This window comes from Pelagibacterium flavum (assembly GCF_025854335.1).
GTDB lineage: Bacteria > Pseudomonadota > Alphaproteobacteria > Rhizobiales > Devosiaceae > Pelagibacterium > Pelagibacterium flavum.
This window is the reverse complement of sequence record NZ_CP107716.1, coordinates 3,412,302-3,433,809: the sequence shown is the minus strand read 5'-3', so window position 1 is coordinate 3,433,809 and position 21,508 is coordinate 3,412,302. Positions and strand designations below refer to the sequence as shown.

20 protein-coding genes are annotated in these 21,508 nt (G+C 62.0%); 16 read left to right on the top strand and 4 right to left on the bottom strand.

The features are described from left to right. Positions 1–2: 2 nt before the first annotated feature. Positions 3–461 carry a MarR family winged helix-turn-helix transcriptional regulator gene (locus OF122_RS17230; RefSeq protein WP_264225412.1) on the bottom strand — a complete coding sequence of 153 codons (459 nt, stop codon included), beginning with the start codon at positions 459–461 and terminating at the stop codon, positions 3–5. 251 nt (positions 462–712) lie between these two features. Between OF122_RS17230 and OF122_RS17225 the strand changes: the two genes are divergently transcribed. The 3 genes from OF122_RS17225 to OF122_RS17215 all read left to right on the top strand — a co-directional run bounded on the left by OF122_RS17225 (position 713) and on the right by OF122_RS17215 (position 3,766). Then, on the top strand, positions 713–1,255 hold the full coding sequence (locus OF122_RS17225; RefSeq protein ID WP_264225411.1) for a TRAP transporter small permease: 543 nt from the start codon (positions 713–715) through the stop codon (positions 1,253–1,255). Next, entirely contained in the window at positions 1,252–2,574 is a 1,323-nt protein-coding gene (locus OF122_RS17220) for a TRAP transporter large permease (protein ID WP_264225410.1), read from the top strand. The genes OF122_RS17225 and OF122_RS17220 overlap by 4 nt, the downstream gene beginning before the upstream one ends. A gap of 166 nt (positions 2,575–2,740) precedes the next feature. Further along, entirely contained in the window at positions 2,741–3,766 is a 1,026-nt protein-coding gene (locus OF122_RS17215; protein WP_264225409.1) for a TRAP transporter substrate-binding protein, read from the top strand. A gap of 54 nt (positions 3,767–3,820) precedes the next feature. Here the strand turns inward: OF122_RS17215 and OF122_RS17210 are convergent, their stop codons facing one another. The 3 genes from OF122_RS17210 to OF122_RS17200 are packed head-to-tail and all read right to left on the bottom strand — an operon-like array spanning position 3,821 to position 6,182. Continuing rightward, positions 3,821–4,681: an SMP-30/gluconolactonase/LRE family protein gene (locus tag OF122_RS17210; RefSeq protein ID WP_264225408.1), complete on the bottom strand. Its 861-nt coding sequence runs from the start codon at positions 4,679–4,681 to the stop codon at positions 3,821–3,823. Beyond that, a complete protein-coding gene (locus OF122_RS17205) occupies positions 4,678–5,283 on the bottom strand; it encodes a 2-dehydro-3-deoxy-6-phosphogalactonate aldolase (protein WP_264225407.1) in 606 nt (201 codons plus the stop codon). The genes OF122_RS17210 and OF122_RS17205 overlap by 4 nt, the downstream gene beginning before the upstream one ends. Then, positions 5,280–6,182, bottom strand: a complete 903-nt coding sequence (locus OF122_RS17200; RefSeq protein WP_264225406.1) for a 2-dehydro-3-deoxygalactonokinase — start codon at positions 6,180–6,182, stop codon at positions 5,280–5,282. Before OF122_RS17200 ends, OF122_RS17205 begins: the two co-directional genes overlap by 4 nt. A 207-nt stretch (positions 6,183–6,389) precedes the next feature. Here OF122_RS17200 and OF122_RS17195 point away from each other — a divergent pair, with 207 nt between their 5' ends. The 13 genes from OF122_RS17195 (at position 6,390) to OF122_RS17135 (ending at position 21,428) form a co-directional block, all read left to right on the top strand. Beyond that, on the top strand, positions 6,390–7,163 hold the full coding sequence (locus OF122_RS17195) for a FadR/GntR family transcriptional regulator (RefSeq protein WP_408636263.1): 774 nt from the start codon (positions 6,390–6,392) through the stop codon (positions 7,161–7,163). Positions 7,164–7,422: 259 nt separating this feature from the next. After that, positions 7,423–8,490 carry a multiple monosaccharide ABC transporter substrate-binding protein gene (gene chvE, locus OF122_RS17190; protein WP_264225405.1) on the top strand — a complete coding sequence of 356 codons (1,068 nt, stop codon included), beginning with the start codon at positions 7,423–7,425 and terminating at the stop codon, positions 8,488–8,490. A 137-nt stretch (positions 8,491–8,627) separates the two neighbouring features. Then, on the top strand, positions 8,628–10,160 hold the full coding sequence (gene mmsA, locus OF122_RS17185; protein WP_264225404.1) for a multiple monosaccharide ABC transporter ATP-binding protein: 1,533 nt from the start codon (positions 8,628–8,630) through the stop codon (positions 10,158–10,160). A gap of 109 nt (positions 10,161–10,269) precedes the next feature. After that, positions 10,270–11,472: a multiple monosaccharide ABC transporter permease gene (gene mmsB, locus OF122_RS17180; protein WP_264225403.1), complete on the top strand. Its 1,203-nt coding sequence runs from the start codon at positions 10,270–10,272 to the stop codon at positions 11,470–11,472. Between the two features lie 57 nt (positions 11,473–11,529). Next, on the top strand, positions 11,530–12,528 hold the full coding sequence (araD1, locus tag OF122_RS17175) for an AraD1 family protein (RefSeq protein ID WP_264225402.1): 999 nt from the start codon (positions 11,530–11,532) through the stop codon (positions 12,526–12,528). 15 nt (positions 12,529–12,543) lie between these two features. Next, positions 12,544–14,286, top strand: coding sequence for an L-arabinonate dehydratase (gene araD / locus OF122_RS17170; RefSeq protein ID WP_264225401.1), 1,743 nt, complete (start codon positions 12,544–12,546; stop codon positions 14,284–14,286). Further along, positions 14,286–15,209, top strand: coding sequence for a Gfo/Idh/MocA family protein (locus OF122_RS17165; protein WP_264225400.1), 924 nt, complete (start codon positions 14,286–14,288; stop codon positions 15,207–15,209). The genes araD and OF122_RS17165 overlap by 1 nt, the downstream gene beginning before the upstream one ends. 245 nt (positions 15,210–15,454) lie before the next feature. Next, positions 15,455–16,477 carry a TIGR03557 family F420-dependent LLM class oxidoreductase gene (locus OF122_RS17160; RefSeq protein WP_264225399.1) on the top strand — a complete coding sequence of 341 codons (1,023 nt, stop codon included), beginning with the start codon at positions 15,455–15,457 and terminating at the stop codon, positions 16,475–16,477. After that, a complete protein-coding gene (gene cofE / locus OF122_RS17155; RefSeq protein WP_264225398.1) occupies positions 16,477–17,286 on the top strand; it encodes a coenzyme F420-0:L-glutamate ligase in 810 nt (269 codons plus the stop codon). The genes OF122_RS17160 and cofE overlap by 1 nt, the downstream gene beginning before the upstream one ends. 188 nt (positions 17,287–17,474) lie before the next feature. Next, on the top strand, positions 17,475–18,407 hold the full coding sequence (locus tag OF122_RS17150; protein ID WP_264225397.1) for a putative F420-0 ABC transporter substrate-binding protein: 933 nt from the start codon (positions 17,475–17,477) through the stop codon (positions 18,405–18,407). Between the two features lie 2 nt (positions 18,408–18,409). Next, positions 18,410–19,468, top strand: coding sequence for a putative F420-0 ABC transporter permease subunit (locus tag OF122_RS17145; protein WP_264225396.1), 1,059 nt, complete (start codon positions 18,410–18,412; stop codon positions 19,466–19,468). Then, positions 19,465–20,262: an ABC transporter ATP-binding protein gene (locus tag OF122_RS17140; protein ID WP_264225395.1), complete on the top strand. Its 798-nt coding sequence runs from the start codon at positions 19,465–19,467 to the stop codon at positions 20,260–20,262. Before OF122_RS17145 ends, OF122_RS17140 begins: the two co-directional genes overlap by 4 nt. A gap of 164 nt (positions 20,263–20,426) precedes the next feature. Further along, positions 20,427–21,428 (top strand): TIGR03842 family LLM class F420-dependent oxidoreductase, encoded by a 1,002-nt coding sequence (locus tag OF122_RS17135; RefSeq protein ID WP_264225394.1) that lies wholly within the window; start codon positions 20,427–20,429, stop codon positions 21,426–21,428. Positions 21,429–21,508: the final 80 nt, after the last annotated feature.

The following is a 21,508-nucleotide window of genomic DNA, read 5'->3' as shown; positions in this document are numbered from 1 at the left end:
GATCAGCAAAGCTTTCCCAGCAGCTCGAGTAGCGTGTCGCGGGCCTTTGGTCCGCCCAGCCGTGCTATGCAATCGGCTTCGAAATCATCCTGGACTTTGCGGGCTCTTGCAAGAAAGCGCTCACCTTCTTTGGTGAGATAGAGTGCGTTGGCTCGCCTGTCACCGGGTGCCGTGCGCCTCTCGGTGAGGCCTCGGCCTTCGAGCCCATTGATGAGCGCAACGAAATTGGCGCGCTTGATTCCAAGAATCTCCGCAATCTCGGTCTGCTTGCGGCCGGGGTTGTCCCCAATTAGCGCCAGGGCCGAATATTCGGCCGGACGCAGATCGAGCGCCTCGAAGGCCGAGAGAAAACGCTGAAAGACACTCAATTGTGCCCTGCGCAACCGGTACCCTATGATATCGGTGGTCGCCCCGGTCTCGAGCATGGCTTCATCGGTGACGGACCCCTGGACAGCAGACATAGGCTCAACCCTGTTTGTTATGAGACAGAATTTAATGCGCTGGGCGAAAAAGGCAATCACGCGCTGGGGAACGCTTGTCAAAAGTAGTTATGATATATACATTTTGGCAAAGAAGCATAAGCTCGATGTTCGGATTGTCCTGTCGTTTGTGTGCATAATCCATTGTTCGCTCAAACGGCCATGGACAAGGGTGAACGGCGCACAATCGGGTGATGGAAAGGTATCATCGGGGCGTGCTGGGGAGGATAAATTTGTTCCAGGATAAGTCGCCCTTGGGGCGAGGCATTTATGGCTTGGCAAAGCTCATGGCGCTGGCCGGCGGCGTGGTGCTGATAGCGCTCGTCCTTCTTGTCGTTGTCAGTGTCACCGGTCGCGCGCTGCTGTGGGCCGGCCTGCGGCCGGTGCGCGGTGATTATGAACTCGTCGAGGCCGGCATCGGCTTTGCTGTCTTCGCTTTCCTGCCCTGGGCCCATCTTGAGCGGGGCCATGCGATCGTCACCATAGTGACCGACCGTTTCGGCCCCATCGTCAACAGATGGATCCTCGTCGTCACCGACATCATGATGCTTGTCGCCGCCAGCTTTATCGCCTGGCGCCTCTATGACGGAATGCTCGACAAGTTCCGCTACAACGAGACCACGCTCCTGTTGCGCATGCCGCTGGGCTGGTCCTACAGCGCCGCGCTGGCGGGAGCCGTCGTCTTTGTAATCGTTGCGCTTTACGTGCTTGGCCGTTCCATTTCAAATGCGATGGGCGGACGGTCCGAAATCCAGTCGTCGGGGGGCGAATTGTGAGCAATATCGTTATTGGCCTGCTCTCGTTTCCCGTCATCCTGCTGCTGATCTTTCTGCGTGTACCCATCGGTCTGGCCATGCTCGGCGTGGGCATTTTCGGTTCCTGGATCATCACCGGCACCTTCAATCCGGCGCTGGCCCAGTTCAAGAGCCTCACCTATTCCACCTTTGCGTCCTATTCGCTTTCGGTCGTGCCGCTGTTCATCCTGATGGGGCAGTTCGCGACACTGTCGGGCCTGTCGGCTGCGCTGTTTAATGCCGCGGCATCGTGGGTGGGCCACCGCAAGGGGGGTGTCGCCATGGCTGCCGTGGGCGCCAGCGCGGGGTTCGGCGCCATCTGCGGGTCTTCGCTGGCGACGGCGGCCACCATGGGGCATGTCGCCCTGCCCGAACTGAGGAAACATGGCTATTCCGGCGCGCTGTCGACCGGCGCCGTCGCTGCCGGCGGCACGCTGGGCATCCTTATTCCCCCTTCGGTCATTCTGGTCATCTTTGCCGTCCTGACCGAACAAAATATCGCCAAGCTGTTCATGGCCGCCTTTGTGCCGGGCATTCTGGCCGCCATCGGTTATCTCATCGTTGTAGCCATCTATGTCCGCGTCAGCCCGGAATCGGCAGGCATCCGCGCCCGGGTGCCCTATGGTCAAAGATTCCGCGAACTGGCAACCATCTGGCCGGTCGTGGCTATCTTCGTGCTGGTCATCGGCGGTATCTATACGGGCATATTCACCCCCACCGAGGCCGCTGCCGTCGGCGCAGCGGGAACGGGACTGGTGGCGCTTGCCTCGCGCCGGCTGTCGCGCAAGGGGCTCGAGGCGGCCATTCTGGGCACGGCGTCCTCAACGGCGATGATTTTCCTCATCGTTTTGGGTGCCGCCTCGCTCAATGGCTTCCTGGCTCTTTCGCAACTGCCACAATTTGCAGCCGGATGGGTCACCGAGCAGGGCTTCAACCCCTGGGTGGTCATGGCGATCGTGCTGTTGCTCTATCTCGTCCTCGGCTGCGTCATGGACTCGCTCTCGATGATCCTTCTGACGGTGCCCATCATCTTCCCGATGATGTCGGCCCTCGATTTCGGCCTGACCCCGGACGAATTTGCCATCTGGTTCGGCATTCTGGTTCTCATCGTCGTCGAAGTGGGGCTGATAACGCCGCCGGTGGGGATGAACTTGTTCATCATCAATTCGATGGCCAGGGAAACGCGCCTGTCGGAAACATTTCGTGGTGTGCTGCCATTCGTCGCCAGCGACGTCGTGCGCACCATCATTCTCGTCGCCTTCCCACCGATAACCTTGGGGCTGGTGTGGCTGCTCTATTGAGCGGCTGGAGCGCTGCCAGGATAGGTGGGCACCACGTATCCGGTTCGGAAGCGCGAAAAAAACAAGGACTTGGAGCAATCGAAGCGATTCGAAGAAGCGCTGAAATGCTCTAAAGACTGTGAGGAGTTCACACGCGAAAAAGCGTGCAACAAAGGGAGAAGACCAAATGAAACTGAAATCTATACTGCTCGGGGCGGTTGCCACCGTCTCATTTGCCGCCGGAGCCATGGCCCAGGAGGTGACGCTGCGCGTCCACCAGATGCTGCCGCCACAAGCCACCATTCCGGCCGACGCCATCACACCGTGGGCGGAAGCCGTTCAGGAACAGTCCGACGGCCGTATTTCGGTGGAACTCTATCCGTCCATGCAGCTTGGCGGTTCGCCCGACGCCCTGTTCGGTCAGGCGCAGGACGGGGTGGTCGATGTGATCTGGACCGTGCTTGGCTATACGCCCGGCCGCTTCCCGAAATCGGAAGTGTTCGAACTGCCCTTCCTGATGTCCAACAGCGCCGAAGAAACCTCGGCCGCCTTTTACAACTACGTCATGGAAAATTCCGCTGACGAGTTCGAAAGCGTTCAGGTCATCGCCCTTCACACCCATGGTCCCGGCCTTTTCCATACGAAAAATCCGGTCAATTCCCTCGAGGATATCCAGGGCGTAAAGATCCGCGGCGGGTCGCGCATCATTTCCAACATGCTCGCCCAGCTCGGTGCCGAACCGGTGGGCATGCCTGTGCCCCAGACCACCGAAGCGCTTTCGCGCGGCGTGATCGACGGCACGACGGTTCCCTGGGAAGTCACCCCTTCGCTGCGCATAGCCGAACTGGTCACCAACCACACAGGCTTTTCGGGCGAAAACGGCCTTTACACCCAGACCTTCGGGTTCGTGATGAACCGTGGCACCTATGAAAGCCTGCCCGACGATCTCAAGGCTGTGATCGACGCCAATTCCGGCCTCGAAACCTCCAAGATGTTCGGCCGTGCCATGGATCAGGGTGACGCTGCAGGTCGGCAGATCGCCGAGGACGCCGGCAACACCATCATAACCCTCGACGAAGAGGAAACAGCGCGCTGGAGGGAAGCCGCTCAGGCGACCATCGACCAGTGGATTGCCGATATGGATGCCATCGGCATTGACGGCGAGGCACTTTACGCCGCCGCCCAGGAAGCAATGGCTGCCGAACGCCAGTAGGGGGCCGGTTCGTAATGTGAAGGGGCGCTCCGGCGCCCCTTCTTTGTCTGGAAATCAGATAATTACCGCAGGTTCGGGCCGTCCGGGGCCGACGCCCTCGACGAAAAACACCTTGCCCGAATCCGGATGCGCCGCCAGCGCCTCCGCGTCCAGCCCTTCGCGCGCCGTGGTGCAATAGAGGGTGGAGAAATCAGCGCCGCCGAAGGCCGGGCAGGAGGAATGCGGCGCCCCTACAGAAACAGCCTTAAGCAAGGGGCCCGATGGGTCATATACGGCAACCCGGCCGGCACCCCATTGGGCAAGCCACATATTGCCCGCCGCATCGATCACCGCGCCGTCGGGGTTCAGCCCTTCCCCGGCGAGGTCAAGATAGATCTCGGGCTCACCGACCGGTACGCCGGTCTCGGAATCGAGCCTGACACGCTTGACGAAACCGCGGCTCGTGTCGGCGAAATGGCCATAGGCCCGATCGGGCGAAAAGCAGATGGCATTGGGTATGGTGATGGACGAAAACAGCTTTGTGACTTCGCCGCGGTAAAACCGATAGATCGCACCCGCGTCCTTTTCGGACTTCTTGCCCATCGATGAAATCCAGAACCCGCCCCACGGATCGGCACGTCCGTCATTGGTCCTAAGTCCCTCGCCGATATCGAGCGCGGCGACGATCTCGCGTTCCCGGGTTTCGATATTGAGCTTGAGCAGCGCCGTTTCGCTGGCCACCAGGAGGTTGTCGCGGTCGATCCAACCGGCTGCCGAAACCATGTCATCAAACGTCCAGGCGCCCGTATCGCCCCCCTTTCGGGTCAAAAGCGTGCGCCCGATGATGTCGAACCAGAACAACTGCTCGCGCTGGGGATGCCAGAGCGGGCCTTCGCCCAGAAAGCAGGATCGATCGTCGAAAATATGCGCGCTCATGCCATAACCTCGTCATAGGCCGATACAAGTTTGCGGGCCCTCTCGCCCACCTCTTTCGCCGTCAGGCCGGGCGCATAGAGCGCCGTGCCGATGCCGAATCCGTCGGCCCCGGCGGCCCGCCATTGGGAAAAATTGTCCGCTCCGGCGCCGCCCACAGCATAGACCGGGACCGAGCGGGGCAGCACGGCTTTGAGCGCCGAAACGCCCGCCGGCCCCATGATCGAGGCGGGAAAGATCTTGAGCCCGTCCGCGCCCGCCGTGAGCGCTGCGAAACATTCGGTGGCGGTAAAAACGCCCGGAAATGATTGTAGGCCCGCCGCCTTTGTGGCGGCAATCACCGTCGCGTCGCAATTGGGCGAAACGATCAGTTCCCCCCCAGCCTGCGCGACTTCGGCGACGTCTTTTTCGCTCAGAACGGTCCCTGCGCCGATCAGCGCGTCACTACCGAATGCCTTGGACATTTTCTCAATTGAATCAAGCGGTTGTGGTGAATTGAGTGGCACTTCGATAGCGGTAATGCCCGCTTCGATCAGCGCCTCTGTTATCCCCAGCGCCTCATCGGGTTTGAGGCCGCGCAATATGGCAATCAGCTTGCGGGTCATTGCGTGTCCTCCAGGGTCGAACGGGCGGCGCAAAGTCCGGCCAGTGTCATGTCCTGCGCATCGTACCGGTGGGCAGAAACACCGGCCAGCGCCAACGCCGTCTGGTATAGCGCGCTTAATTGCGATGCGCCAACCAGCGCAACGGCGTTGCCACGCCAGAAATCGCTTGTTCCCGCCAGTTCCGCGCCGATCAGTAACCCCGAAAGCCGGGCTCTGGAAACCTGTGGTGAGGCGCCTTCAAGCAGGCTCGCTGCACGGATGGAAAACAGCCTGGTCAGAATATCGGGCGCTTCCAACCCGGCCGAAACGCCGGCGGCAAAGGCGTCATCGCTCCATTCGCTCGTGCCAACGCTATGACGCAAAACGGATTTTTCGGCAAGCAGAGCAAAGACTTCCCCGGTCATTGCCGTCCGGAAGCGCGCAATGCGGCCATCGGCGATGTCCACCCATTTGCTGTGCGTGCCCGGAAGGCACAGGACGGCATTATCGCCTTGGGAAGCGATGTAGCCGGCGATCTGGGTTTCCTCGCCGCGCATCACGTCGGGGGGCGCCGATTGGCTGACGCCGGGCAGGATGAAAACCGCGATGCGCCGGTCGGTGACCGGCGCGCGTGTCGGCCGGGCGGCGACGGGCGGGGTGGGGGTGATTGCGTATTCCGCCTCGATCCACCCTTGCCGCGCGCCCACCATGCCGCAGGCCATGACAGGTGTAACGCGTTCTGAATCCAGCCATTTTTCCACGACCTCGAGCAGCGCCGGTTCGAACTCCGATGGGGAAAGCTGGCCCATGCCCTTTGGGCTTTCCCCGTGCGCCAACACCTTGTTGTCGGCGCTCAGCGCCCAGGCGCGCATGTTCGAGGTCCCCCAATCGACGGCGATCCAGTCGGCAGCTATCGTCATGTCGCGCGCGGCTTCCGCCACAGGGCAAATTGCGTCATGGATTGATTCTTTCCTCATATTGGCGGCAAATGGCACCAGCCGCTCTTCCCGACTCCCTCATCGAGCGCCATTTATCTTATTATATTTTTATTTTGACAATCCATTGCCGCCTTTGTCATGTTCGGTTTGCGCCGCGATACGCTGGCGCACCAGTAAAGGCGGACCGGCATGGCGGGAACTATAGGCGATCGGGAGGGAGCGGGAACAACTGCCGGGCCGGCGGCTGCACGACGCAAGCCGCACAATTTCCATGCCCATGTCATGTACACGCTCGGAACCGCCATTGTCGGCGGAACCTATAAGGAAGGCCAGATTCTCCCCGGCGACAGCGATCTGATCGACCAGTTCGGCGTATCCCGCACCGTGCTGCGCGAGGCGCTCAAGACATTGTCGGCCAAGGGTCTTGTCGAGGCGCGGGCGCGGGTCGGAACCCGGGTTCTGCCGCGGGCCCGCTGGAACATGTTTGATTCCGACGTGCTGCTCTGGCACCTGGAGTCGGGGATTTCCTTTGATTTTATCGCTTCGCTGGCCGAAATCCGCATGGCCGTCGAACCCGACGCGGCGGCGCTGGCCGCCGAGCGGCGTACCGACGAGCAGGCCGATGAATTGATGGGCTGGCTCAGGGGCATGGAGACCAAGGGCCAGAGCGCCGAGGACTTCGCCCGCAACGACGTGGAATTTCACCGGGTCGTGGCCCAGGCATCGGGCAATCCCTTCATGGTTTCGCTCTCCAATGTCGTCGAAATCGCGCTGATGGCATCGTTCACCATTTCCTCGCCGGTCGAGGGTGGGACGGCCTTTGACAAGGCGGTGCGGCTGCACCGCAACATCGCCGAGGCCATAGCGGCAAAAGACCCCGAAATGGCGCGCGTCGCCATGCGTCAGGCCATCCAGTCGGGTGTCGATCGGGCAACGACCGCATTGGGCAGCGCCAAGGGCTGAACCCTCGGTATGTCGGTGCTTTCAGCGTTTTGACGCCCACTGGACACACCCCTTATGCTCGGTGACGCCCAATGGACCCTCGCTGCACTCACGCGCGACGCAAAGTGGATCGGTGTTGAAAAAGCGCGCGACCGCTCAAACAGCCGCTTTACAAATAATCATACTATATGCAAATGTGCTGCTGGTTGCCGCGGGAGACGCGGTACAGGAGGTCGCTACGACGAGAGGCGTCGGGCGAAACTGACAGGGAGAAAACCTCATGAAATCAATTTTGGCAGGGCTTGGCGCTCTGGTGATGACCTCTGCGCTATCGGTGATGCCTGCTGTTGGGCAGGAAGCCGGTTCGGTGGGCATTTCCATGCCGACCCAATCCTCGGCCCGCTGGATCTCGGACGGCAATTCCATGGTGGAACTGTTTGAGGCAGCCGGCTACCAGACCGATCTGCAATATGCCGAAGACGATATTCCCAACCAGCTCGCCCAGATCGAAAACATGATCGTTCGTGGCGTCGACGTTCTGGTGATCGCCTCGATCGACGGCACCACGCTCACCACCGCGCTCGAGAACGCCGCCGCTGCCGGCATCCACGTGATTGCCTATGACCGGCTGATCCGCGGGTCCGAGCATGTCGATTATTATGCGACTTTCGACAACTTCAAGGTTGGCGTGCAGCAGGCCCAGTCGCTGGTCGACGGGCTCGAAGCCTCCGGTCGCGAAGCACCCTACAATATCGAACTGTTCGGCGGTTCGCCCGACGACAACAACGCCTATTTCTTCTATGACGGCGCCATGAGCGTGCTCCAGCCGCTGATCGACGATGGCACGCTGGTCGTCAAATCCGGCCAGATGGGCATGGATACGGTTGGCACCCTGCGCTGGGACGGCTCGGTTGCCCAGGCCCGCATGGATAACCTTCTCTCGGCCCATTATACCGACGACACTGTCGATGCCGTCCTTTCGCCCTATGACGGGCTCTCGATCGGCATCATCTCCTCGCTGCGCGGGGTCGGTTACGGTTCGGGCGACATGCCCATGCCGATCATTTCCGGTCAGGATGCCGAAATCCCCTCGGTCAAGGCAATCATGGCCGGCGACCAGTATTCGACGATCTTCAAGGACACCCGTGAGTTGGCCCGCGTGACCGTGGGCATGGTTTCGGCCCTCATCAACGATGCGGAGCCCGAGATCAACGACACCGAAACCTATGACAACGGCGTCAAGGTGGTCCCCTCCTACCTGCTCGAGCCGGTGCTGGTGACAGCCGATAATCTCGAAGAGGTTCTCGTGGGTTCGGGGTATTATACCCAGGATCAGATCGCCAACTGAGTGCTTTCAGCAAAAGTGGGCACCACTTTTGCGGTTCGAAAGCGCGACCGACGGGATCATAAGATCCTCCTCCAGAGGCCGTGCGGTGGGGCAGCATAACGCCCCGCCGCACACTCAGAAAAGAGAGACGGAACGCCATGACGTCCATTCTCGAAATGCGTGGCATCACAAAAAGCTTTCCGGGCGTCAACGCGCTCGAAAACGTCAACCTCGTGGTCGAGCAGGGCGAAATTCACGCGCTGGTTGGCGAAAACGGGGCGGGCAAATCCACCCTCATGAAAGTACTCTCGGGCGTCTATCCCTCGGGCGAGTATGAGGGCCAGATCTTTTTTGAAGGCGAGGAACGCCATTTCCATTCCATCGCCGACAGCGAGAAATGCGGCATCGTCATCATTCACCAGGAGCTGGCGCTGGTTCCGCTGCTCTCGATTGCCGAAAACATCTTTCTGGGCAATGAGCGCGCCAGCAACGGCGTGATCGACTGGTCGGAAACCTATCGCCGCACCGAAGACCTGCTCAAGCGCGTTTCCCTAAAGGAATCTCCGCGCACCAAGATCACCCATCTGGGCCTGGGCAAGCAGCAGCTCGTCGAAATCGCCAAGGCGCTGTCAAAACAAGTCAAGCTCTTGATCCTCGACGAGCCCACATCCTCGCTCAACGAGACCGACAGCCAGGCGCTGTTGAACCTTCTGGTCGAACTCAAGGAGAGGGGCATTTCCTCGATCCTGATTTCCCACAAGCTCAACGAGATTTCACAGGTCGCCGACCGCATCACGGTGCTGCGCGACGGGCACACCGTTTCCACCCTCGATTGCCACACCTCCGAGATTTCCGAGGCCGATATCGTGCGCGACATGGTGGGGCGGTCTCTGACCGACCGCTTCCCGGCCCGCGATCCCAAGATCGGCGACGTGCTGTTCGAGGTCAAAAACTGGACGGCCCATCACCCCATCCATTCCGAGCGCAAGGTCGTCGACGATGTCAGCTTTTCGGTGCGCGCCGGAGAGGTCGTGGGCATCGCCGGGCTGATGGGCGCGGGGCGGACCGAACTGGCCATGAGCCTGTTCGGAAAATCCTATGGCGACAGGATTTCCGGCGAGGTGCTTTTGCGCGGCCGGCCCGTCGATACCTCCTCGGTGCCCAAAGCCATTGCCAACGGCATCTGCTATGCCACCGAAGACAGAAAGACCTATGGCCTGGTCCTTGACCAGCCGATCCGCGACAACGTCCCTCTCGCCAATCTCAAAGCCATTGCCAATGGCATCGTGGTGGACAACCACAAGGAACGCGAGGTCGCCGAACGCTACCGCAAGCTGATGGCCATCAAGAGCTCGGGGATCAGCCAGAAAACGGTCAATCTCTCGGGCGGCAACCAGCAAAAGGTCGTGCTGTCCAAATGGCTCTATGCCGGGCCGGACGTCCTGATCCTCGACGAGCCCACCCGCGGCATCGACGTGGGCGCCAAATACGAAATCTATTCCATCATCAACGATCTGGCGGCCCAGGGTAAGGCGATCGTCGTGATCTCGTCCGAAATGCCCGAACTGCTGGGCACCTGCGACCGCATCTACGTCATGAACGCCGGGCGCTTCGTGGGCGAATTGCCCATCGCCGAAGCCAGCCAGGAAAAGATCATGTCGATGATCCTGAAAACGGGGAGGGCGGCGTGATGGCGATGTCCCTCGCGTCTTCCGCGCTCGGTCGCTGCCCCGGTGGGGGACGGGCGTTCCCCAAAAAAGGGCTGAGCCTTCTCGATCAATTCACCAACGGAACACCACAATGACTGACCTCACCCAATCCTCGTCCGCAACCGGCGGCCAGTCGGTGTTTGTGGGCTATCTCAAGACCCATCTGCGCGAATACGGCATCCTGTTCGCGCTGATCGCCATCGTGGTGTTCTTCCAGTTCGCCACCGGCGGCATCCTGTTGCGCCCGGCCAATGTCACCAATCTGGTGCTCCAGAACTCCTATATCGTCATCATGGCGGTGGGCATGCTTTTGGTGATCGTGTGCGGCCATATCGATCTCTCGGTCGGCTCGGTCATGGGCTTTGTGGGCGCACTGGCGGCCGTATTGATGGTGCAGTTCGATATCCATTTCGTGCCCGCGGCCCTGATCTGCCTGGCGGTTGGCGCGGCCATCGGAGCCATTCAGGGCTATTGGATCGCCTACTGGAAAATCCCCAGCTTCATTGTGACTCTCGCCGGCATGCTGGTGTTCAAGGGGCTGATGATGGTGCTCTTGAAGGGCCAGTCCATCGGGCCGTTCCCCGATGAATTCCGCCTGATTGCCTCGGGCTTTATCCCCGACCTGTTTTCGGTCGAGGGCATGCACATGCTTTCGATGCTGCTCGGCGTTGCCGCCGCGGCCATCCTCGTGCTGCTCTCGGTGCGGGCCCGCGCCAAGGAAGCCAAGCACGGCACGCCCGACGAGCCCTTCGCCTTTTTCACCGGCCGCAACATCCTGGTCGCCGGGGCGGTGGTTTATCTGGTTTACCTCCTGGCTACTTCGCGCGGCCTGCCCAACGTCTTCATTATCATGGCGGTGCTGATCGCGGGCTACAGCTTCATCTCCAAGCAGACCACTATCGGCCGCCGCATCTATGCGGTTGGCGGCAACCAGAAGGCGGCCAAGCTTTCGGGCATCAATTCCGAACGTCTGACTTTCATGGTGTTTGCCAATATGGGCATGCTGGCCGCGCTGGCGGGGCTGGTGTTCGCAGCCCGGCTCAACATGGCGACGCCCAAGGCGGGCGAAACCTTCGAGCTCGACGTCATCGCCGCTGTGTTCATCGGCGGCGCCTCGATGGCTGGCGGTGTCGGCACCATCGTCGGCGCGGTGATCGGCGCGTTCATCATGGGGGTGATGAACAACGGCATGTCGATCATGGGCATCGGCATCGACTGGCAGCAGATGATCAAGGGCCTGGTGCTGCTCGCTGCCGTGATCTTCGACGTTTACAACAAGAACAAGGCCGCCTGATCTTTTCCGGCGCGCTCCAGCGCGCCGGTCTCCCCCTGTTGCCTGGAGTTTATTGAAGTGCTGCTCTCCCAGATTCTCGATACCAGCGGTTCCCAGCGCGTCGTGGCGCGCGAGGGGGACAGTGCCAAGATCGTCAATGGCGCGGAATCCATTCTGGCGCTGGCCAGGCGCGCCATCGCCAGAGATATGGCGCTGGTCGCGCTGATCGCCGAACAGGGACTGGGCGAAAGCGTCGATCTGGCGGCCGCCTATGCCGAGGGTCGGGTTCTCGCTCCGATCACTCCCGACGATCCCGCCCGCCTGCACCTGACCGGAACCGGGCTGACCCATCTGGGCTCGGCTGCAACGCGCAACGCCATGCACCAGAAGGCCGGTGCCGATGAAAACATCACCGATTCCATGAAGATGTTCCGCATGGGGGTCGAGGGCGGCAAGCCGGCTGGAGGCAAGACCGGCGTGCAGCCCGAATGGTTCTATAAGGGCAATGGCCACGCACTGGTCGCGCCGGGCAAGCCCATCGTCTCGCCGGGCTTTGCGCTCGACGCGGGCGAGGAACCCGAAATCGCCGGCATCTATGTCATCTCCTATGAAGGCGTGCCGCACCGGATCGGCTTTGCACTGGCCAATGAATTTTCCGACCACGTCACCGAGCGGCAGAACTATCTCTATCTCGCGCATTCGAAATTGCGCCCCGCCTCGATCGGCCCGGAAATCCTGGTTGGCCAATTGCCCGCCCATATCGAGGGCACCTCGCGTGTCATCCGCGATGGTGCAGTGCTGTGGGAAAAGCCGTTTGTTTCCGGCGAGGACAATATGAGCCACACGCTGGCCAACCTCGAGCACCACCACTTCAAATACGAAATCTTCCGCAAGCCCGGCGATGTGCATGTGCACATGTTCGGCACGGCGACCTTGAGCTTTGCCGACGGCATCCGGACCCGGCAAGGCGACATCTTCGAGATCGAGGCGGCCCCGTTCGGCCTGCCGCTCACCAATCCGCTCACCATCGATACGACACGCCCCGCCGACGCGCCTGTCGCAGTCAAAACGCTATAAGAAGAGGGCAGGGCAATGGCATTTGAAAAGGCCCAATGGCCACGCAAGCTGCGCTCGCAGGAATGGTATGGCGGAACCTCGCGCGATAGCATCTATCATCGCGGGTGGCTGAAAAATCAGGGCTATCCGCACGATCTGTTCGACGGTCGCCCGGTGATCGGGATCTTGAACACCTGGTCCGACCTCACCCCCTGCAACGGCCATCTGCGCGAGCTGGCCGAAAAAGTGAAAGCCGGCGTCTGGGAGGCCGGTGGCTTCCCGCTCGAAGTGCCGGTGTTCTCGGCCTCGGAAAACACCTTCCGCCCTTCTGCCATGATGTATCGCAACCTCGCCGCCATGGCGGTCGAAGAGGTGATGCGCGGCCAGCCTATCGATGGCGCCGTGCTGCTGGTGGGCTGCGACAAGACCACTCCGTCGCTGCTGATGGGCGCGGCCTCCACCGACATTCCCTCGATCGTCGTCACCGGCGGCCCCATGCTCAATGGCTGGTTCCGGGGCGAGCGGGTCGGCTCGGGCACCGCGCTCTGGCAGATGAGCGAAGCCATCAAGGCCGGGGAAATGACCCAGGAGGATTTCCTCGAGGCCGAACAGGCCATGAGCCGGTCTTCGGGTACCTGCAACACCATGGGCACCGCTTCCACCATGGCCTCGATGGCCGAGGCGCTGGGCATGGCACTTTCGGGCAATGCGGCGATCCCCGCTGTCGACAGCCGCCGCCGCGTCATGGCGCAACTGACGGGCCGCCGCATCGTCGATATGGTCAAGGACGACCTCAAGCCCTCCGATATCCTCACCCGCGAGGCGTTTGAAAACGCCATAATGACCAATGGCGCCATCGGCGGTTCGACCAATGCGGTGGTTCATCTGCTGGCCCTGGCGGGCCGTGTCGGCGTCGATGTGGGGCTCGAGGATTGGGACCGGCTGGGCCGCGATATTCCCACCATCGTCAACCTCATGCCTTCGGGCAAATATTTGATGGAAGAGTTCTTCTACGCCGGCGGATTGCCGGTGGTGCTCAAATCCCTGCTCGAGGGCAAAAAGCTCCATGGCGATGCGCTGACCGTTTCGGGCCGCACCATGGGCGAGGAAATCGTCAATGCCCGCAACTGGAACGAGGACGTGATCCGCCCGGTCGACAAGGCTCTGACCAGCCATGGCGGTATCGCGGTTCTCAAGGGCAATCTGGCGCCCAATGGCTGTGTCTTGAAGCCCTCGGCGGCCAGCCCGCATCTGATGGTTCATACCGGCCGCGCCGTGGTGTTCGAGGACATCGACGACTACAAGGCCAAGATCAACGACGAGGCGCTCGATATCGACGAGACCTGCGTCATGGTGCTCAAAAATTGCGGCCCCAAGGGCTATCCCGGCATGGCCGAAGTGGGGAACATGGGCCTGCCGCCCAAAGTGCTGCGCAAGGGCATAAAGGACATGGTGCGCATTTCCGATGCCCGCATGTCGGGCACTGCCTATGGCACGGTGATCCTGCACACATCGCCCGAAGCGGCGGTGGGCGGTCCGCTGGCCGTGGTGCGCAATGGCGACATGATTTCCATTGACGTGCCCAACCGCACCATCCATCTCGACGTTCCCGAAACCGAGATCGCCGCCCGGCTGGCCGATTGGTCTCCGCTGCCCGATCAGCCGGACTCGGGCTATGCAAGGATGTTCCTCGATCACGTAGATCAGGCCCATACCGGCGCCGATTTCGATTTTCTCAGGGGCTGTCGCGGCCGCGAAGTGGGCAGGGATTCCCATTGATGACACACAGGATCGCCATTGTCGGGCTGGGCAAGATCGCCCGTGACCAGCATCTGCCCTCGATCGCCAAGAACCCCGATTTCGAGCTGGCCGCCATCGTCTCGCGCAACGCCGAGCTCGAGGGTGTCGACCATTTCCAGGCGCTCGATGAGATGCTCGCGGCGCGTCCCGATATCGACACAGTGGCGCTGTGCACCCCGCCGCAGGTGCGCCGCCAATACGCCGAAGCCGCCATCCGCGCCGGCCGGCACGTGCTGCTCGAAAAGCCGCCCGGCGCCACCGTCGCCGAAGTCGACTGGCTCAAGACGATGGCCGCCGAACATGGCGTAACGTTGTTTGCCACATGGCACTCGCGCTACGCGCAGGGCGTCGAACCGGCACGCGCGTGGCTGGCCGACAAGGCCATAAAAAGCGTCGAGATCGTCTGGCGCGAGGACGTGCGCCGCTGGCATCCCGGCCAGGACTGGATCTGGGAGCCCGGCGGCATGGGCGTGTTCGATCCCGGCATCAACGCGCTCTCGATCCTCACCCATGTCCTGCCCGCACCGGTGCTGGTGACCGGCGCGGTGCTCGAGGTGCCGGAGAACCGCCAGACCCCCATCGCGGCGAAAATCGATTTCGTTGCGGTCACCGGCCATAAGGTCACCGCCGATTTCGACTGGCGCCAGGAGGGGCCGCAGACCTGGGACATCACCGTTCGAACCGATGCGGGACTGCTCGAACTCTCGAGCGGCGGTGCGGTGCTCAAGATCGACGGGCAAACCCAACTGGCCGCCGACGACACCGAATATGACGGCATCTACGCCCATTTCGCCTCGCTTCTGGCGCAGGGCAAAAGCGATGTCGATATTTCTCCGCTGCAACTGGTGGCCGACGCCTGTATGCTCGGCGAGATTTCCAAGGTAGAAGCGTTTATCGAATAAGGCTGGCCTGCTGCACCAATTGTCACCCCGGCCTTGAGCCGGGGGCCAGTACGCTCCGCGCCAGCGCGCAATCGCCAGCGCTTCGGTTTACTGGATCCCGGATCAGGTCCGGGATGACAGTCTGAGCAAGAAGGAGCGCTATGTTCCTTCGTACCAAAAAAATTTTACCAAAAGGTCAAAAATCCCCCTGTTGCTCATTCCGGCTTTGTGATTGACTGATGGCAAAGCCAAGGGGAGTCGCATCGATGTCCGTTTTCAAATCGGGACAAGAGGGGTTGATCGGCTATGCGGTGATGCTCGAGCAGTTTCACCCGCGCGATTGCGTGGAATTGACCGAATATGCCGAGCAAAAGGGTTTTAACGGCGCCATGGCCGCCGACCATTTTCAGCCCTGGGTGCCCCAGCAGGGCCAATCGGCGTTTGTCTGGAACGTTCTGACCGCCATCGGCGAGCGCACCAAGGGCGATATGGGCCCCGGCGTCACGACCCCCACTTTCCGCTGGCACCCCGCCATGGTGGCGCAGGCGTCGGCCACGCTGGCCGCCATGTATCCCAACCGCCACTGGCTGGGTGTGGGGGCGGGCGAAGCGCTCAATGAAAGTTTCCTCGCCCAATACTGGCCCGATGTGGGCGAGCGTTCCGCCCGCATGTTCGAGGCCGTCCAGATCATAAAAAAGCTGTTCGAGAACTCGGCTGCCGGCAAGGACACCAAGCACAAGGGCGAATATTACCGCATGGAATCCACAAGGCTGTGGACCATGCCTGAAACCGCGCCCGAAATTCTCGTGGCGACCGCCGGGCCGCTCAACGCCAAAAAGACCGGCAAATTTGCCGATGGCATCATCACGGTCGGCGCTCCGCTCGAAAAGATCGAGATGCTGTTTGAAAAATTTTCCGAAGGCGCCCGCGAGGCGGGCAAGGACCCCGACACCATGCCCAAGGTGCTCCAGCTCCATCTGAGCTGGGCCGAGACCTACGAAGAAGCACTGGCCAACGCCATGACCGAATGGCCCAATGGCGGCATGAAATTCCCCAAGGCCGACATCCGCTCTCCTTTCGATTTCGAGCAGATGGCCAAGCTGGTCCGCCCCGAGGACTTCAAGGGAAGAATGGTGATTTCGCCCGATCCTGACGAGCATCTCGAACATATTCAAAAGTTCGCCGATTTCGGCTTCGATCGCATCTATCTGCACAATGTGGGCCGTAACCAGCGCGAATGGATAGACGTGTTCGCCGAAAAAGTGCTGCCCAAACTCAAGAAGCGCTGATGGCCAACCGACTGACACTCTGGGGCATAGAAGGCATCCCCGAGATCGCGGCGGGGGACGATCTGGTCGCGCTGATTTCAGGCGCCATCGACGACATGGCCATTTCCGATCCGGACGCCGCGCTGGCCGATGGCGATATCCTGATCGTCACGTCCAAGATCGTCTCCAAAGCCGAAGGCATGCAGGTTCCCATCGCGGCGCGCGAAATGGCCATTGAGGAAGATACGGTCCGCATCGTCGCCGAGCGCGCGCATGCGGGCGGGATCACCAAGATCGTTGAAACCCGGCAGGGGCTGGTGATGGCCGCCGCGGGGCTCGACACCTCCAACGTCCCCGACGGCCTAGCCCTGCGCCTGCCGCGTGACCCCGACGCGTCGGCGCGGGCGCTGTGCAAGGCCCTGCGGGCGAAGACCGGCAAGAGGCTCGGCATCATCATCACCGATACCCTTGGCCGCCCCTGGCGCGTCGGCCAGACCGATGCGGCCATCGGCGCGGCGGGCGTGCAATTGGTCGACGATCTGCGCGGCGGGGTCGATGCCAATGGCCGGCCATTGAACGTTACGGTCACCGTGCTTGCCGATGAGCTTGCCGCCGCCGCCGATCTGGTCAAGGGCAAGGCGTCCCGCATGCCAGTGGCGATAGCGCGGGGCCTGGGAAAGCTGGTGATCGACCCGGAAAGCCCCGGCGCGAAAACCCTGGCAAGGCTGGGCGAAGACGACATGTTCCGCTTCGGCTCGACCGAGGCCTATAAGCAGGGCTATGAGGCTGCGATGCGCGAGCTGGCGGCGAAAAAGGAAAAGGTGAAATGAGCGGATTTACGTCCTGTGCCGCAAGCATCGCCGTCATCCCGGGCGCGACCCGGGATCCAGTACACGGCAGCGCTCCGGCAAAATCGCATACGCTGCCGGCTACTGGACCCCGGCTCAAGGCCGGGGTGACAAGCTGGGGGCGTGGCACGACTTTTCGTCTTTCGCTTCTCCGGCGGGAGCGAGGGGCCATGGCCATTGCGGCACTCTCCGGTTTCCTGGTCGCCGCCGCCCTCTCAACCCCTGCCCTCGCCACTGACTATCCGCTCGAAATCGAAAATTGCGGCACGACCGTTACCTTCGATGCGCCGCCCGAAAGGGTCGTCACCATCAAGTCGACCGCCACCGAACTGCTTCTGGCTTTGGGCCTTGGCGACAGGATCGTCGGCGTCGGCTTTCAGGACGGTCCGGTGCCCGAAGAATGGGTGCCCGATACGCCATTGACCGTCCTTGCCGATCGCGTTCCCTCCCAGGAAGTGGTCCTCGAAGCCGAGCCCGATTTTGTCTATGGCGGCTGGGAATCGAGCTTTGCCGCCGATGGGGCAGGGACACGCGACAGCCTGCATGCGCTGGGGGTTGCCACCTATGTCGCGCCGACCGCCTGCCGCTCGGAAGGCACGCTGGAAAAGCTCTCGTTTGAAGACGTGTTCGACCAGATCGTCGAAATGGGCTTAATTTTCGATGTCGAGGATCGCGCCGCCCAACTGGTGGCCGAACAGCGTACCATGCTCGAAGAGGTCAAGCCCACCTCAAACCTGACCGGCGTCTGGTATTCCTCGGCCACTTCAACGCCCTATGTGGGGGCCGGTCTCGGCGGCCCGCAGATGACCATGGAGGCACTGGGCATTGCCAATATCTTTGCCGATGTGGCCGACACGTGGACCTCGGCAAGCTGGGAAGCCATCGTCGATCAGGACCCGGACGTGATGATCCTCGTCGATGCGGCGTGGAATTCGGTCGCCCAGAAAATCACGCTGCTCAACGACAATCCGGCGACGGCAAATATGAGCGCCGTTCAAAACGAGCGCTACATCATCATCCCGTTCCCTGCCGCCGAACCGGGCATCCGCTCCATCCCCGCCACCGCCGATCTGGCCCGGCAACTCCAGGAGCTCGATCTCTAGCCATGGTCGCCGCCCCGCTCGGCCTGTCCGCCCTGACGCCCGCCGCATTGCGGCGGCTGAAGTTTCAGGCCGGGCTGGCGGGGCTGGCGCTGGCGCTCGGGGTGTCTCTCATCGTCGCGGTGACTATCGGCCCTGCCGATATTTCTCCTGGCGAGGTCTGGGCGGTGATCGCCCACAAGCTCGGCCTTCTTGCCGACAACCCGGTCTCGCGCCTGCGCGAGGGGATCGTCTGGGAATTGCGGCTGCCGCGCGTTCTGGCCGCTGCCGCCGTGGGGGCCGGGCTGGCCATTTGCGGCGCGGTGATGCAGGCGCTGACCCGCAATCCGCTGGCCGATCCCTATCTTTTGGGCCTGTCCTCGGGCGCTTCGGTGGGTGCTGTCTCCATGATGCTGATCGGCGCGACGCTGCTGTTGCCGGTCGGGGCGTTCATTGGCGCACTGATTGCCATGGGCCTGACGCTGGGGCTGGCCCGCTCGCTCGGCGCCATCACCGCGTCGCGCGCCATTCTGGCCGGGCTGGCCGTTTCCGCGCTCGCCTCGGCGCTCACCTCGTTTCTGATCTTCTGGACGGCGACCGGGGATTCCTACCGCGAAATTCTTTCCTGGCTGATGGGCTCGCTGGCCGGCGCGCGCTGGTCCGATACCGGGCTGGCGCTTGTGGCGCTCGCCGCGGTCGGCGCTCCGCTCATTGCCTCGGGCCGTATCCTTGACGGCTTCGTCTTCGGCGATACGGCCGCCCGCGCTCTGGGCATCGATGTGGAAAAAACCCGTTGGATCATGCTCGGCGGCACGGCGCTGCTGACCGGCGTTCTTGTCGCGATTTCGGGCGCCATCGGCTTTGTGGGACTGATCCTGCCCCATGCGGTGCGGCTGGTCGCCGGCGGACGCCATCGCCATCTGCTCCCGCTCGCGGCTTTGGCCGGGGCCGTTTTCATGGTGTGGACCGATACGGCGGCCCGCACCCTGTTCGACCCGCGTGAGCTGCCCGTCGGCATCGTCACTGCCATTATCGGCGCTCCGGCCTTTTTCCTCATCCTGTTGCGCAACAGGCGAGCCACATGAGCCTTTCCATCCAAAGCGCCAGTCTCACCCTCGAGGGCAAGACCATCCTCGATGATGTATCCTTTGCCATCCAGCCGGGCCGTCTCAACGCGCTGATCGGCCCCAATGGCGCCGGGAAATCCTCGCTGCTGCGGGTGATCCTCGGCTTCGAGCCGGGGGCGCGCGCCCATATCGACTTCGAGGGTGCCGATTTTCACGCCCTGCCGCGCCGGGAGCGCGCCCGCGTCGCCGCGCTGGTCGAACAGAGCGCCGCGACCGAGCAGCCCATCGACGTCCATGACGTGGTGATGCTGGGTCGCCTGCCGCATCAGGGCCTGTGGGCTGCCGACAGCGAGACCGGTGACGAGGAGATCGCCGCCCGCGCCATGGCCCGGGCCGGGGTCACCGAATTCGCAGCCCGGCGCTTTCCCACTCTTTCAGGGGGAGAGCAACAGCGGGTGCATATTGCGCGCGCCCTGGCCCAATCCCCGCGCCTGCTGCTGCTCGACGAACCCACCAACCATCTCGACCTTTCGGCCCAGATCGCCGTCATGGAAATCCTGCGCGCGCTCGCGGGCGAAGGGCTGACCATTCTCGTCACCATGCACGATCTCAACCTGACCGCCGCCTGGTTCGACCATGTCGTGGCGCTCGATCGGGGCAGGGTGGTGGCACAAGGGGCACCCGAAACGGTCATCGACGCCGCATTTCTGGCGCGCGTCTATGGCGTTGCGGCAACAATTGTGCATAACCCTCGCTCGGGCCGCCCGATGATCGCCTATGGGCCGGATCATTTCACCGAAGCGAGGAAATGATCTGCAGCTTTGGCTTTGCCCGCTTGCCAGCCGGATAAGTGGCGCCCACTTATCCTGAAAGCCTCCGACAAATTCCGCTTGCGCGGCGATCAAAAATTTGATCGTCTGGTCAAAATATTGCTCCGCGGCAAACGGAGCGAACGGTTCAAGAGGGCAGGAACATCATGGAATTCGGAATAACCTTCAAGGGTTTTGTCGATCACGACAGGGCACGCTATCTGATCCAGGCCGCCGAATATGCCGGGTTCACCTATTGCTGGTTCTATGATTCCCACATTCTCTGGCGCGATCCGTACCCGGCCATGGCCATGGGCATGGAATGGACCAGACACATGCGGTTCGGGCCGCTGGTCACCAATCCCGACGTGCGCGACTGGTCGGTGGCGGCATCGCTGTTCGGCTCGCTCGCCAAGCAGAGCGGCGGGCGCTTCGATCTGGCCGTCGGCCGGGGGGATTCCTCGCGCCGTGTCATGGGCCACAAGCCCGCGACATTGAAGCGCGTGGCCGAGTTCATTGCCAAGACCCGCGCCATGGTGCGCGGCGAGGAGGTGATGTATGGCGATGTGCCCAATCCGGTGCAGTTTCCCTGGGCGGTGGGCCACGACATGCCGAGCTGGATTGCCGCCTATGGTCCGCTGGCGCTGAAAACCGCTGGGGAAAGCGCCGATGGCGTCGTGCTCCAGATTGCCGAGCCGGGCCTGTGCAAATGGTTCACCGACCAGTGCATCGCAGCGGGCAAGGCCGCCGGGCGCGATATGTCGGCCTATCGGTCAATGGCCGCCGCGCCGGCCTATTTCGGGGACAAGAAGAAGGCCATCGAAGCCACAAAATGGTTCCCGGCCATGGTGGGCAATCACGTGGCCGATATCGTCGAGAAATACGGGGCGGATTCCGACAAGGTGCCCGCCAGTTTGACCTCATACATCGAAGCGCGGCGCGGCTATGACTATTCCAAGCACGGCCAGTCCGATAACCCGTACCTCGATTTCATCACCGACGACATCGTTGAAAGCTTCTGCGTGCTCGGCGAGCCCGAGGATCACATCGCAAAAATCCGCGATCTGGAAGCGGCGGGCGTCACCCAGTTCAACATCTATCTCGACAGTGGCGAGGAAGAAGACATCATCGCCCGCTATGGCCGCGAGATCATTCCGGCGTTCCGCTAGGATGCAAAAGGCCTCAGCGAGTTCCTTCCCCGCCTCCAAACCAACACCGTCACCCCGGCCTTGAGCCGGGGTCCAGTACC

Bases quoted from the DNA above. Each gene is read 5' to 3' on its own strand.
- OF122_RS17230 (WP_264225412.1), bottom strand. From the start codon at position 461: ATGTCTGCTGTCCAGGGGTCCGTCACCGATGAAGCCATGCTCGAGACC.
- OF122_RS17215 (WP_264225409.1), top strand. From the start codon at position 2,741: ATGAAACTGAAATCTATACTGCTCGGGGCGGTTGCCACCGTCTCATTT.
- OF122_RS17210 (WP_264225408.1), bottom strand. From the start codon at position 4,681: ATGAGCGCGCATATTTTCGACGATCGATCCTGCTTTCTGGGCGAAGGC.
- OF122_RS17205 (WP_264225407.1), bottom strand. From the start codon at position 5,283: ATGACCCGCAAGCTGATTGCCATATTGCGCGGCCTCAAACCCGATGAG.
- OF122_RS17200 (WP_264225406.1), bottom strand. From the start codon at position 6,182: ATGACGATAGCTGCCGACTGGATCGCCGTCGATTGGGGGACCTCGAAC.
- OF122_RS17195 (WP_408636263.1), top strand. From the start codon at position 6,390: ATGGCGGGAACTATAGGCGATCGGGAGGGAGCGGGAACAACTGCCGGG.
- chvE (WP_264225405.1), top strand. From the start codon at position 7,423: ATGAAATCAATTTTGGCAGGGCTTGGCGCTCTGGTGATGACCTCTGCG.
- mmsA (WP_264225404.1), top strand. From the start codon at position 8,628: ATGACGTCCATTCTCGAAATGCGTGGCATCACAAAAAGCTTTCCGGGC.
- mmsB (WP_264225403.1), top strand. From the start codon at position 10,270: ATGACTGACCTCACCCAATCCTCGTCCGCAACCGGCGGCCAGTCGGTG.
- araD (WP_264225401.1), top strand. From the start codon at position 12,544: ATGGCATTTGAAAAGGCCCAATGGCCACGCAAGCTGCGCTCGCAGGAA.
- OF122_RS17165 (WP_264225400.1), top strand. From the start codon at position 14,286: ATGACACACAGGATCGCCATTGTCGGGCTGGGCAAGATCGCCCGTGAC.
- OF122_RS17160 (WP_264225399.1), top strand. From the start codon at position 15,455: ATGTCCGTTTTCAAATCGGGACAAGAGGGGTTGATCGGCTATGCGGTG.
- cofE (WP_264225398.1), top strand. From the start codon at position 16,477: ATGGCCAACCGACTGACACTCTGGGGCATAGAAGGCATCCCCGAGATC.
- OF122_RS17150 (WP_264225397.1), top strand. From the start codon at position 17,475: ATGGCCATTGCGGCACTCTCCGGTTTCCTGGTCGCCGCCGCCCTCTCA.
- OF122_RS17145 (WP_264225396.1), top strand. From the start codon at position 18,410: ATGGTCGCCGCCCCGCTCGGCCTGTCCGCCCTGACGCCCGCCGCATTG.
- OF122_RS17140 (WP_264225395.1), top strand. From the start codon at position 19,465: ATGAGCCTTTCCATCCAAAGCGCCAGTCTCACCCTCGAGGGCAAGACC.
- OF122_RS17135 (WP_264225394.1), top strand. From the start codon at position 20,427: ATGGAATTCGGAATAACCTTCAAGGGTTTTGTCGATCACGACAGGGCA.